The organism is Kribbella sp. CCNWLW201, assembly GCF_037203805.1.
Classification (GTDB): domain Bacteria; phylum Actinomycetota; class Actinomycetes; order Propionibacteriales; family Kribbellaceae; genus Kribbella.
The window spans coordinates 815,558-828,127 of record NZ_JBBCBQ010000001.1 but is presented as its reverse complement, the minus strand read 5'-3'; the positions used below and the strand labels follow the sequence as shown (position 1 = coordinate 828,127).

At 69.4% G+C, this 12,570-nt stretch carries 12 protein-coding genes; 8 read left to right on the top strand and 4 right to left on the bottom strand.

Annotated features, from left to right (window positions below; translation table 11 throughout):
- Positions 1-117: 117 nt before the first annotated feature.
- From V9K99_RS03910 to V9K99_RS03900, 3 genes are all read left to right on the top strand, one after another.
- The gene (locus V9K99_RS03910) at positions 118-978 is read left to right on the top strand and encodes a glycerophosphodiester phosphodiesterase (RefSeq protein ID WP_337010894.1); all 861 of its coding nucleotides are present in this window, start codon (positions 118-120) and stop codon (positions 976-978) included.
- Between the two features lie 275 nt (positions 979-1,253).
- Positions 1,254-1,643: an ATP-binding protein gene (locus V9K99_RS03905; protein WP_337010892.1), complete on the top strand. Its 390-nt coding sequence runs from the start codon at positions 1,254-1,256 to the stop codon at positions 1,641-1,643.
- Between the two features lie 154 nt (positions 1,644-1,797).
- Entirely contained in the window at positions 1,798-2,766 is a 969-nt protein-coding gene (locus tag V9K99_RS03900) for a DUF5926 family protein (protein WP_337010890.1), read from the top strand.
- 393 nt (positions 2,767-3,159) lie between these two features.
- Here V9K99_RS03900 and V9K99_RS03895 read toward each other — a convergent pair whose 3' ends face one another.
- Entirely contained in the window at positions 3,160-4,377 is a 1,218-nt protein-coding gene (locus V9K99_RS03895) for an arginine deiminase (RefSeq protein WP_337010888.1), read from the bottom strand.
- A gap of 294 nt (positions 4,378-4,671) precedes the next feature.
- On the opposite strand from V9K99_RS03895, the gene V9K99_RS03890 reads away from it, so the two are divergent.
- From V9K99_RS03890 to V9K99_RS03875, 4 genes are all read left to right on the top strand, one after another.
- Complete coding sequence (locus V9K99_RS03890) at positions 4,672-5,262, top strand: dihydrofolate reductase family protein (RefSeq protein ID WP_337010887.1); 591 nt, start codon at positions 4,672-4,674, stop codon at positions 5,260-5,262.
- A gap of 214 nt (positions 5,263-5,476) precedes the next feature.
- On the top strand, positions 5,477-6,265 hold the full coding sequence (locus tag V9K99_RS03885) for a glycosyltransferase (RefSeq protein ID WP_337010885.1): 789 nt from the start codon (positions 5,477-5,479) through the stop codon (positions 6,263-6,265).
- Positions 6,262-7,836: a glycosyltransferase 87 family protein gene (locus tag V9K99_RS03880; protein ID WP_337010883.1), complete on the top strand. Its 1,575-nt coding sequence runs from the start codon at positions 6,262-6,264 to the stop codon at positions 7,834-7,836. The genes V9K99_RS03885 and V9K99_RS03880 overlap by 4 nt, the downstream gene beginning before the upstream one ends.
- Before the next feature lie 9 nt (positions 7,837-7,845).
- The gene (locus V9K99_RS03875) at positions 7,846-8,163 is read left to right on the top strand and encodes a cupin domain-containing protein (RefSeq protein WP_337010881.1); all 318 of its coding nucleotides are present in this window, start codon (positions 7,846-7,848) and stop codon (positions 8,161-8,163) included.
- Here the strand turns inward: V9K99_RS03875 and larC are convergent.
- A complete protein-coding gene (larC, locus tag V9K99_RS03870) occupies positions 8,160-9,425 on the bottom strand; it encodes a nickel pincer cofactor biosynthesis protein LarC (RefSeq protein ID WP_337010879.1) in 1,266 nt (421 codons plus the stop codon). The two genes, V9K99_RS03875 and larC, sit on opposite strands and share 4 nt — an antisense overlap.
- Positions 9,422-10,141 carry a nickel pincer cofactor biosynthesis protein LarB gene (larB, locus tag V9K99_RS03865; protein ID WP_337010877.1) on the bottom strand — a complete coding sequence of 240 codons (720 nt, stop codon included), beginning with the start codon at positions 10,139-10,141 and terminating at the stop codon, positions 9,422-9,424. Before larB ends, larC begins: the two co-directional genes overlap by 4 nt.
- Positions 10,142-10,265: 124 nt before the next feature.
- Here larB and V9K99_RS03860 point away from each other — a divergent pair, with 124 nt between their 5' ends.
- The gene (locus V9K99_RS03860) at positions 10,266-10,760 is read left to right on the top strand and encodes a DUF4446 family protein (RefSeq protein WP_337010875.1); all 495 of its coding nucleotides are present in this window, start codon (positions 10,266-10,268) and stop codon (positions 10,758-10,760) included.
- Here the strand turns inward: V9K99_RS03860 and V9K99_RS03855 are convergent.
- Positions 10,757-12,349, bottom strand: coding sequence for a diacylglycerol kinase family protein (locus V9K99_RS03855; RefSeq protein WP_337010873.1), 1,593 nt, complete (start codon positions 12,347-12,349; stop codon positions 10,757-10,759). The genes V9K99_RS03860 and V9K99_RS03855 overlap by 4 nt on opposite strands.
- Positions 12,350-12,570 lie beyond the last annotated feature (221 nt).

The following is a 12,570-nucleotide window of genomic DNA, read 5'->3' as shown; positions in this document are numbered from 1 at the left end:
CCCGTCCTTCGGTCCGCTGTGGATAACTCCAGCCGCACGGCGGTGGGAGTAATCGTTTTCCGGTGGTCGGCGTGGCTGGGTGACTGGGTGACTTGAGCACGTGACAGAGTTGTCCTCATGGGGAAACGCCCACATGTGGTGGCCCATCGCGGCGCTAGCGACGTCAGTCCCGAGCACACGCTGGCGGCCTACCGCCGGGCGGTCGACGCGGGAGCAGACGGTCTCGAATGCGACGTACGGCTCACCTCCGACGGACATCTGGTCTGTGTGCACGATCGCAGGATCGAACGCACCTCCAACGGTCGTGGCGTGCTGTCCACGATGAGCCTGGAGGAGCTCGAGGCCTTCGACTGGGGTTCCTGGAAGAACCCGTGGGCAGACCTCGACGACGAGGCCGAGCTGCCGAGTCCGGACATGCGGAAGGTCCTCACCCTCGACGAACTCCTCGCCACCGTCCGCGACGCCGGCCGACCGCTCGAGCTCGCGATCGAGACGAAGCACCCGACCCGGTACGCCGGTCTGGTCGAACGCCGCCTGATCGAGGCTCTCGACCGCTACGGCTGGGCGCACCCGAAGATCGGCACCGAGTCCCCGGCCCGGGTGATGAGCTTCTCCTGGCTGTCACTGCGCCGCCTGCGCGTGCTGGCGCCCGGCCTGCGCACCGTCCTGCTGATGGACCGCGTACCGCTCCGGTTCCGCGACGGCTCACTCCCCACCGGAGTCTCGTACGCCGGCCCGAGCCTGGAGATCGTCACCGCCCACCCCGAGTACGTCGACCGCGCCCACAAACACGGCCACCAGGTCCACGTCTGGACCGTCAACGCCGACGCGGACGTCCGCCACTGCCGTGACATCGGGGTCGACGCCATCATCAGCGACCGCCCCGAAGCCGCCCTCCGAACCCTCTCCGAACCCCCGTCCCCACCGCTGCCCTCGTTCACCTTCCCCCCGAAACGCCAGCCCCGCCGCCACCAGTAACCCGCACCGCGAGCGGCCGGCAGCGACTGGGCCGGCCCTGGGGGAGGTCACGGAGGGTGGTGTGGATACGTAGTGATGTGAATGCGGGCCGTTATTGCAACGTTCAATTCTGTCGTTTTCGTCTCGGTTTCTTGGCTAAACGTGTGATCTTCAGCGGCGGTATGTAACGGAATGCACGCTGGTGTTTTCCGGGGCTGGATCGTGGGCAGATGTGCATATGGCTGTTCCGATGAATGAGGAGACCCTGCTTGTCCTCTGCGACCTTGCCTGCCGACGTGAGCGTTGTGGACGTCGTACTGCCGCATGAAGTGTCCGCGGTAGCGGATGCCCGTCGCCGTCTAGCCGCCTACCTCAAGCGTTTCAGGGCCGCGGAAAACGCCTCTGACGACGCACAGCTCGTCCTGTCCGAGTTGCTCTCCAACGCCATCCGTTACGCACCGCCACTACCCGCCGGCGAGGTCCGCGCGGCCTGGTGGATCGACAAGGCCGGTATCCACGTCGAGGTCACCGACGGTTGCGGCGACACCGAGCCGCGCCGCATCAACGACGCCCACCCCGAGTCCATCGGCGGCCGCGGTCTGGCCATCGTGGACGTCCTCACCTCCACCTGGGACGTTCGCACCGCCCCCACCCACCGCACCGTCCACGCCATCATCCCCAGCTGACCACCCCCGCCCCCTTTGGTGGGCTGACCCACGGGCGTGTGGGTTGGCCCCCCGGATTCTCGGTCGCCAACCCGTTCTCTGGTGGGTCAGCCCACCAAAGGCAGGGCGGGGAGGGGGTTGGCTGTTGGGGGTGGGGGGCTGCAAGACTGCGGGTATGGGAAAGAAGTCGCGGCAGCGCGCGAAGAACACGACGACCGTCACGCTGGATCCGGCCGACCTGGTTGATGTCGGACCGCGGGAGCCTTGCCCGTGCGGGTCAGGCAAGCGGTTCAAGCAGTGCCACGGGCGGGAGCGGGCCCAGGCGGCGGACGCGTTCGTGGTGCGGCCGTTCGAGGGCTTGCCGTCCGAGTGCGACCTGATCGCCTTCCGGGAGATCGTCCCGTCGGGTACGGCGGAGGTCGTGCTGACCGGCGAGAACGCGGGCAAGGTGGTCAACCTGGTCACCCTGCTGCCGATGGCGATGCCGGGCCTGGTGCGCGACGACGAGACGATCTGGATCGGCCTGCAGACGCACGCGTCGTCGGGTGACCCGAGTCGCGATCTCGGGCACGCGATCACCGCGGCGCTGAAGACCGAGCCGGGCAACCCGATCCAGCTGGGCGACCTGCTGACCGACGGCCCGCGGCTGCAGGACCTGATCGACACCTCGAAGCCGATCGAGGTGAAGGTGCACGAGGGCTTCGACTTCTGGGTCAGCGAGAACGTCGAGGACCCGACCGGTGAGGTCGCCGCGGGCCTGGAGCGAGCGAACGCCGCCGCGGCCCCGACCGTGCGGTTGGAGTCGGTGGACGCGGCGTACTGGACGCAGATCGGCGACCGCCGGTACCTGCGCTGGGTGCTGCCGCACAGCGAGGACACCCTGCTGGACGCGCTGGCGCGTCTGCACGCGGCCGGCTCGTCGGCGCTGACGGAGGGCAGCCGGCTGATCGGCTCGTTCCGTGCGCTCGGCGTACTCGCGCCGGTCTGGGAGCTCCCCGCTGACGCCGAAGCGGCCGACGTGGAGAAGCCGGCCGCCGACTTCGCGGTGGCCCTCGAGAAGGCGCTCGCGACCGAAGCACCCCTGACCACCGAAGAACGCGCCGCGCGCGCCGGCCTGGCCAGCCGGCAGCTCACAATCCGCTAGCCGAGAATCCAAGGAACAAGAACCGAGCAACACCCGGTCGCGCCTGCCGCGGCCGGGTGTTTGCGTTTCCCGTTGAACGGCGCCGAAAGCAACAGTCCCGACGACAAATCCGAAATGGGCCCCGGGTGCTGCCGCCGAGGGTGGTTAGGGGCGGTGGGCAACCGTTGTGGTCTAGGCCGACCGGTGGCCTAGGGCAAGGGTTCTGTTCGGGAGGCGGATGACGCCTGCGACCGGGTGAAGAAACGTGGACGGCCCAAGTCCTGCTGACGGGGGAGCAACAGGGCCTGGGCCTAGGCATGAAGAGTACTCAGATTGGTGGTCCGCCACAAGCCCCGATTTCACTGCGCGTGTCGTAGGGCTTACTAGACCAGTCCCGCGACCGTCCGGGCATGCTCAGACCGCCCCCAGTGGGGCCCGGAGAACCGGGCAGGACATGCAGCGAGGGCCACCGCGACCGGAGCCCAGCTCGGAACCGGAGATGCGGATGACCTCGATTCCGGACTCCTCCAGGCGCGCGTTCGTCTCCACCGTGCGCTCGTAGGCGATGCACACCCGTGGCGCCAGCGCGAGGGTGTTGTTGCCGTCGTCCCACTGTTCGCGTTCGGCCGTGACCGGGTCTAGACCGGTGTCGATTCGCCGGAGCGTGTCGATACCGAGCGCTTTCGCCGCTGCCACCAGGAACGGCTCCGGCTCGGCGACATGCAACTGGTCGCCATCCGTGGTGACCGCGTGCGCACGCATCTCCTCGGCCATGTTCGGATACATCAGTACGGCGTCGGCGTCGACCATCGTGCAGACGGTGTCGAGGTGCATCGTCGCGCGCTGCTGCGCAATGGGCACTGCCAGCACCGTGTGCGCCAGATCCTTGGCGAACACCCGCCGGGCCAGCCGCTCGACGCCCGCAGGCGTCGTCCGCTCGCCGACCCCGACAGCCAGTACGCCGGGGCCGAGCGCGAGCACGTCTCCGCCTTCGACGTGCTCGAGCTGGTGGTCGTACGCCTTGTCCACGCCGGCGAACCGCGGATGGAAGGTGTAGATCAGCTCGGTCAACTGGGTCTCGCGGACCCGGGCCGGCATCGCGAGCGAGGTGACGGCGACCGAGTCCCGGATCCAGACGCTCGAGTCCCGGGTGAACAGCAGGTTCGGCAGTGGGTCGATCAGGAAGTCCTCGTGGGCCAGCAGCGACGTGACCAGGCCACCGGCGCGGACTTCGTCGTTCCGGACGCCGGCCATCAACGCCTCGGCCAGCCCTGCCGGATCGAGGGCGCTCAAGGATGCGCGGAGGTAGTCGCGCAGCGTGTCGCCGAGCCGGAGGTCCTCGGTGGCGCCGGTGACGGCGACCGAACGGGCCTGCGGGTCGGTCAGCGCCTCGGTGAGCAGCTCGCCGAGATACAGCACCTCGACATCGCGGTCGCGCAGCGCCTGGGCGAAGGCGTCGTGCTCCTCCTGTGCCCGGCCGACCCACGGGATGCCGTCGAACAGCAACTTGTCGTTGTTCCGCGGGGTGAGCCGGCGGAGCTCGTTGCCCGGCCGGTGCAGCATCACCGTCCGCAGCGGTCCGACCTCACTGTCGACGCCGTACCCCTTGTCGACTCCCTGAGTCTCGGTCATCCGCCTGTCCCTTCTCCGGTCGTCCCAACCACGCTACGGCAGCCGCGTCCGTCGCGCTGGATGCCGCTCCAATCTGTCTGATTGTCCGACAATATCCCTCAACGTCCAACTCCCGGGGCGTGAGAGACGGCACACGTTCCGCGCCGCCTGTCGGCAGCGGTCGGCCCGGCTTGTCGGTGGGTCGGCCAGGGCATCCTGGATATCGGCCAGGTGGCAGATGTTCGGGTGGGCGGATGGCGACAGGATTTCTGGTGTGAGGACGCCGAGAGGGTGTCCCGGACCGGAGGTACTGAGATGACACGCAAGGTGACCGCCAACATCACGCTCTCGCTGGACGGACGGGTGAACGGGGTCGGTGGCGACTACGACATGAGCTGGATCGTGCCGCACGCGATCACGGAGGCGTCCCGCGATCACATGATCCGGGTCACCGAGCCGGCCACCACGATTCTGCTCGGTCGGAAGAACTACGAAGGATTCGGCGGATTCTGGCCGGCGGTGGCCGACGACGAGAACGCGGCGCCGCAGGACCGGGCGGCGGCGAAGTGGATGAACGAGACGGAGAAGGTCGTCTTCTCGTCGACGCTGACCGAGCCGAGCTGGCAGAACAGCAGGATCGTGGACGCCGAGGCCGCCGATGTGGTCAAGCAGTTGCGGGGCGAGACCGGCGGCGACATCGTCGTGCTGGCCAGCGTCAGTGTGATCAAGGCGCTGCTGGCCGCGGACGAGATCGACCGGCTGAGCATCACGCTCGCGCCGGAGCTGGTCGGCGGCGGCGCCCGGCTTTTCGAGGACGGCCTGCCGGCGACCTCGTGGACGCTGGCCGACTCGACGCCGACGGAGTCCGGCGCCATCTGCCTGCTGTACGACCGGGTCCGCTCCTGACCGCGCCGCACCCGTGCCCGGGATGACTGTGTGTGCTTGTGAAGTGCTCATCGGATCCTCCGCTCGGCTGGTTGATCGCTCTCGGCAGAGAAGATGCCGTGATCCGGGCGGAGGCCCCCGAGGTTTTCCACAGGTCGTTCGAAAGAACGAGATATCCACAGCGGCCGGGAACTGACGAGGTCGATCGGCTGCGGAGGAACTAGGCTGCGGTGCTGTGTCCGGTCATGACCTGCCTTCCGAGCCGTTCGAGCGAGCCGTCGCCTGTGTGATCCCGGCGAAGGACGAAGCGGAGCGGATCGCGGCCACGGTGGACGCGGTGCACAAGATCATCGGGGTGGATCTGGTCGTGGTCGTCGACGACGGCTCGGCGGACGGTACGGCGGAAGCCGCCGAGCGTGCCGGGGCGGTCGTCGTCCGGCACGAGCGGAACCGGGGGAAGGCAGCGGCGATGGAGACCGGAGCGGCGGCGGTCGCGGAGCGCGACGGCGCCCGCGCGCGGCACCTGCTCTTCCTCGACGCCGACCTGACCGACTCCGCGACCGCGGCGGCGCCGCTGATCGAGCCGGTTCAGAGCGGCAAGGCGGACATGACCATCGGCACGCTGCCGGCGCAGGTGCGTGCGGACGGCTCCAAGGCGGGCGGTCACGGGTTCGTCGTCCGGCTCGCGCGGGACGGGATCCAGGAGGCGACGGGCTGGGCGCCGGAGCAGCCGCTGTCCGGTCAGCGCTGCCTGACCCGGGTCGCGTTCGACGCCGCCGTACCGCTCGCTCCCGGTTTCGGGGTCGAGACCGCGCTGAGCATCGATCTCGGCCGCAAGGGGTTCCGCATCCTCGAGGTGCCGATCGACGTCAAGCACCGGGCCACCGGCACGGACTGGCGCGGCCAACTGCACCGCGGCCGTCAGTACCTGCACGTCCGTCGCGCCCTCGCCGCACGGAGCGCGCTGCCCGCGGGCAGCGGTCTGCCGCTGCCCAGCCTGTTCCCGCGGAAGCCGTCGCAATGAGTACCAGTCCGCCCGGCGACACCACCGAAACGACAGACCCGCGGTTGGCGGAGCGCTACGGCCGCCGCGCGGTCGCGCTGTACCTCGCCTGTACGACGCTCGTCGTGGCGGCCGGTCTGCTCGGCCCGTCCGTGGTCGTGCTGACGCTGACGAACCGGCACGCCTGGCTCCCGTCGTACTGGTTCGACACCAAGCCGAACGACTGGCTCGTCACGGTGATGATCTACGTCGCCATCCTGCTCGGCGGGTACGGCGTCTTCCTGGCGACCAAGGCACTCAAACACGGCTGGGCGCCGCGAATCCAGCGATTGGTTGCCCTAGGCATCGGTACGACGGCGGCCATCACCCTGGTCCCGCCGATGGCCTCCGGCGACGTGCTGATCTACGCGGCGTACGGCCGGATCATGTCGCTCGGCGGCGACCCGTACACGACCGCGCCGGCGGACACCATCCGGCTCGGGTACGACCCGGTGATCGCGGCGACCGAGCGACCGTGGCAGGGCGCGAAGAGCGTGTACGGACCGATCGCGACCTGGGTCCAGTGGATCTCGTCGCTGATCGGCGGCGACTCGATGCAGCTGACCGTTTGGATGCTGCAGCTGTCCGTCGCGATCAGCCTGGTCGTCACCGGACTGGTGCTGCTCAAGCTCGTCGGGCCGAACCTGCCGAACCGCCGCCGCGTGGCGATGCTCGGCCTGGCCAACCCGCTGATCCTGTGGACCGTCCTCGCCGGTGCGCACAACGACGCGATCGCGGTCATGTTCGCGGTGATCGCGCTGGTGTTGTTCCGGCGGCACGTGTTCTGGGCGGGTGTGCTGATCGGCGTGGCGGGTTGCACCAAGCTGTCGATCGGCCTGGTCGGTGTGGCGATGCTGTGGGCGCTGCACACGGATCGGCGGAAGGCTGCGATCTTCTGCGGTGGCGGCGCGCTGGCGATGGGCGGTCTGTATGCGTTCGTCGGCCTGCAGGCGTTCCAGCAGGCGCGCTCGCAGACCTCGTTCATCTCCACCGGCACACCGCACAAGGTCCTGCTGAGCTTCTTCACCCTGTTCCTGCCGAACGGGCTGGTGCGGACGGTCCTGGCGATCCTCGCGTGGGTCGGGCTCGTGGTCGTCGCGATCCTGCTGTCCCAGGTGTTCCCGAAGTCGCTGGTGCCGCAGACGCATCCGGACGACCCGACGCCGGCCGCGATCCGGTACACCGCGATCTACGCGATCGCCTGGATCCTGACCGCGATGTACTCGCTGCCCTGGTACGACCTGATCGCCTGGGTCGCGCTGGCGGCCGTGGCGGCGTCGAAGGTGGACGGACTGATGGTGGTCCGGACGACGATGCTCGCGATCGCCTACGTGCCCGGACGAGATCCGAACGCGCGCCAAGTGGCGGCGAGCCTGTCCGACTCGCTCGAGTGGTTCAGCGCGCGGCTGCGCGACACGATCTGCCCGGCGATCGAGCTGGCGGTGCTGATCGGGCTCATCGTCTGGGCCCGGCGCGGCGGCGCGCAGTGGTGGCCGTACGACTGGCCGCGCCGCAAGCAGAAAACCGTGCCGCAGAAGGCCGAAGCCCACTAGGGTCGCCGGGTGGAGAAACTGGTGGGGGCAGGCGTCTTCGTGCGCCGCGAGCCGAACGACTACGTGGAACAGCTACGCAACGAGTCGATGTCCGTCGGGACCTACTCGATCCCGGCCGGTGGCGTGGACGATCAGGCCCTGCATCACGAGGACGAGATCTACGTCGTCACAACCGGCCGCGCCACTGTGGTCACCCCGAGTGGTTCCGAGCAGGTAGGCCCCGGTGACGTCCTGTTCGTCCCGGCCGAGGAGGAACACCGCTTCACCGACGTCACCGAGGATCTCGCGCTGCTGGTGTTCTTCGCCCCGCCCTACAGCGGTCGCTAGTGCCAGAGCGGTTCGGCGGCGGCGATTGCTCGGGCTAGGACTGCCTTGACCGGTTGTTTGAGTTCGGCGGCGGCTGCTACGACGTCGTCGTACTCGGGCTGGACGTTGACGACCTGGCCGTCGTACCGGGCGATCTTGATGCTGATGCGCTGGCCGTCGACCTCGACGCTGGTGAACTCGCGGTCGGCGGCGTGCTTGCTGATCGGGAACTCGCGCAGGCCGATCGCGGTGGTCTCGGTGAGGATCACCCGGCGGACCGCGTCGGCGTTCGCGCTGCTGACCAGCACCGAGAGGGTGTGGGCGGGCCGGCCCTTCTTCATCAGGATCGGGGTCAGCCAGGCGTCGGCCGCACCGGCCTCGAGCAGGCGGGCGAGCGTCTGCGGCCAGAGGCGTGGGTCGAGGTCGTCGACGTTGGTCTCGTAGACGAGCTCGGTCGCCGGCCGGTCGGCAGTCTCTCCGACGACGACGCGGACCACATTCGGCACCTCGACTGGGTCGCGGCCGCCGGCGCCGACGCCGGTCCGGGTGATCCGCATCGGCGGCATCATGCCGAACTCGTCGGCCAGCGTGGCGAGCAGCGCGGCACCGGTCGGCGTCGTCATCTCGTACGGCGCTGTGCCGCCGACGACCGGGGCTTCGGCCTCGGAGAGCAGATGGAGTACGGCGGGACCGGGCACCGGGATGCCGCCGTGCTGACCGCGCACCTGGCGACCGCCGCCGAGCGCGATCGTCGACACCACGACCCGGTCCAGCCCGAGCGAGACCGACGCCGCCGCAACGCCGACGATGTCCGCGATCGCATCCAGTGCCCCGACCTCGTGAAAGTGCACCGCATCCGGCTCGACCCCATGCGCCGAAGCCTCGGCCCGAGCCAGTCGCGCAAAAGTGTCCAGAGCCCGGCTGCGAACCGCCTCGGACAGGTCAGCCCGCTCGAGCAACTCCCGAACGTCAGCCCAGGCTCGAGTCGGCCCGTGCTCGTGCCCGGAAGACGGCTCCTCGCCGTGCCCGTGCCCATGCCCGTGACCGTGCCCATGTCCGGCGTCCAAGACACTTTCCGGGTGAGGTGTGCCGGAGACCCGGACCGTGGCCTTGGTGGCGGCGATCTGGTGGCGGGCGGTGCGTTCGACGGTGACCGACAACGACGGGTCCACAGCGGCGACGGCTGTGTTGATCGCGGCGACGTCGGCACCCGCGTCCAGGAAGGCGCCCAGGAGCATGTCACCGGAGGCGCCGGCCGAGCAGTCGATCCAGGCGATCCTCACCGGTTCTCCTTCGTTTCGCGAGGAGCCGAGCGTCGCGCCACCCGGGCCGCGAACACGCCGGCCCCGAAGCCGTTGTCGATGTTCACCACGGTCACACCCGGCGCACAGGAGTTGAGCATCCCCAGCAAAGCCGCGACGCCACCGAACGAAGCGCCGTACCCGACCGACGTCGGTACGGCGACCAGCGGTACGCCGACCAGTCCGCCGATGACGCTCGGGAGCGCACCCTCCATGCCGGCGACGACGATCAGGCAGTCCGCTGCGTCCAGGCGCTCACGTACCCCCATCACCCGGTGTAGACCAGCCACGCCCACATCGGTGATCACATCGACCTCTGCGCCGAACACTCGCGCAGTGGTCGCAGCCTCGGCTGCCACCGGGGCGTCCGACGTACCGGCGGCCACGACGGCGACTGTCCCCCGCAGTACGGGCGGCTCACCAAGGACCGCCGTACGGCCGACTGGATCGACCACTGCGGCCGGCAGAGCGGCGGCGACGGCCTCCTGCGCCTCCACTGTCAGGCGAGTGGCCAGTACGGCGTGAGACGGGTGGGTGGCGTGCAGGGTCCGCAGCAGCTCGACGACCTGGTCGGGTGTCTTGCCGGCGCCGTAGACGACCTCGGCGTCGCCGGTACGCTCCAGCCGATCGGTGTCGAGCCGGGCGTATCCGAGGTCGTGGACCCCCGGCTGGGGACCTGGGTCAGGCAAATGTGTCACGTCGTGAATCTACGTTGCGCCTGACATCGGTACCTCGTGTGGTCCACCCAAAGCCAACCCCTGTGTACTCTGCGCGATCGCCTGAATACTCAGGTATGACGAGAGATGCTTTAGGCTTCCTGGCGTGTCTTCGACGTTAGCCGGTGCATTCGGGATCGCCGCTCTGTTCGTGGCGGTCCTCGCCCTGGTCTTCGCCATTCAGGCGCTGCGGGCGCAGTCCGGCGCCGCCAAGTCGGCCAAGCTGCCCGCGACGCCCACGCCTGAACCCGAGCCGCAACCGCAACAGCCGGAGGCCAAGCAGGGCACGGTCCGGTCCGAACTGCGGAAGCTGGGCCACGAGATCGAGGCGACCCGCGGGGAGTTGCGCGCGACACTGCAGCACCTGGCAGTGGTCCGGTACGACGCATTCGGCGACACCGGCGGGAAGTTGTCCTGGTCGATGGCGCTGCTGGACGACAAGGGCGACGGGGTCGTGCTGACGTCGATCAACAGCCGGGCCGATGCGCGCACGTACGCCAAGGAGATCCGGGCGTTCGCCAGCGAGGCCAAGCTGTCGCCCGAGGAGGAAGAGGCGATCGAGACCCTCCGCAAAGAGGCCGGCCCGAGCGTCGAAAGCTAACGGCGCTTCGGCACCCGCGCGACCAGTGCTCCGGCCTCGATCTCGGCCGTGAGCGACCGCCCCGGCCCGATCGGATCCCCGTCGAGCTGCCGCTGGACGTCGACCGCGGCCGTGATCTCCACCTTCCGCCCGGTGAACCGCTCCAGGTACATGTCCGTCCGGTTCGTCCGCGTCATCAGCCGCCAGACCACGATCGGCCACTGGGTCACCCGCCGCGGCGCGATCACGACCACGTCGAGCAGGCCGTCGTCCGGCCGGGCATCCGGGAGCAGCGGGATGTTCGCCTGCAGCATGCCCACGTTGCCGACCACGACGGTCCGCACCCGGCGGTCCATCGGTTCGCCGTCGTCGAGCGTGATCCGGACCCGGACCGACGGGTGGTTGATGTTCTTCGCCGCCGACACCAGGTACGCCGTCCAGCCGATCTGACGCTTCAGGTGCGGCGGGGCGTCCGAGATGATCGCCGCGTCCAGCCCGAGCCCGGCCATCACCGCGAACCGGTCGGTGTCCAGCTCGTCGCCGTGCACCTTGACCAGGTCGATCCGCCGGTCCCGGCCTTCCAGGATCCGCTCCAGCGCGTCGTCCAGGTCGAGCGGGATGTGCAGGTTCCGGGCCAGCAGGTTGCCGGTACCGGCCGGGATGACCCCGACCGGGATCCCGGTGTAGGCCAGCGCCGCGCAAACCACCCGGACCGTACCGTCGCCGCCCGCCACCAGCACCAGGTCCGACTCGTTCTCGATCGCCCGCTTGGCCATCGCGTTCCCGGCGTCGTCCTCGCGCGTCTCCAGCCAGAGCGGGTCGTCGAATCCCCGGACGGCCAGCGCCCGGGTCACCTTCCGCCGGAACGCTACCCCGTCGCCGACCTTGATCGGGTTCACGATCACGGCGGCCCGCGGCGGGACCGTCGTACCGTCGTCCTCCGAAGGGGTACGACGACGCCGTCGACGGAGCCCGGGTCGCAGGCCGAACCCGATCGACGTGGCGGTGAGGATGGCCAGGCCGAGCGCCCAGCCGCCGAGTACGTCGGACACGTAGTGCACGTTCAGCGCGATCCGGTCGGCCGACGCGATCCACACCACCGCGATGGTCGGCAGCAGGACCAGCAGCCGGAACCGGCGTCGCCAGCCCCGGACGGACGGGAGTACGACGCCCAGCGCGCCGGCCATCACGAACGCGGCGGTCGCGTGACCGGAGACGTACGACCAGCCGTCGTTCTCGACCAGCATCTGGGCCGGCCGGGGCCGGTCGAAGATGTACTTGACCGCCTGGACCAGGCCGAGCTCCGCGCCGGCGGACACCAGCAGCCAGAAGGTCAGCAGCCGGGCCCGGCGGTGCCAGAGGTACGCAGCGACGAGCACGAGGACCGCCCGCATGGCCCAGGGCAGGAAGACGGCGCCGATCACCTGCCAGAAATCCACCACGTTCGGGTGCGTGCTGCCGTACGACGCGGCGCGGGCGGCCACGGACTGGTCCCAGCGCTCCAGCGGCGGCCAGTTCAGGGACACGAGCAGGGTCATCACGGTGAACGGCAGCACACCCAGGACGACCGTGAGCACACGGCCGACCGAACTGGGTGGATGGTGGTTCATGACCCGCTCGATTCCCCCTCATGATCGCGTGCGTTCGGTGCCTCATCGAGTGACGTTCGGCACGTCTAGCGGCGCCCCAGACGCCCGCTGGCGGCGTTGTCGTCGTCGCGCAATGCTCCGCGTTGCTCTCCTCCTCCGCCTTGCCAGCGAACGACTGGACCACCGCTAGCCGCACCAACGCCACACGATGAGACACAGCCCATCATCCCGAATAGACTTCG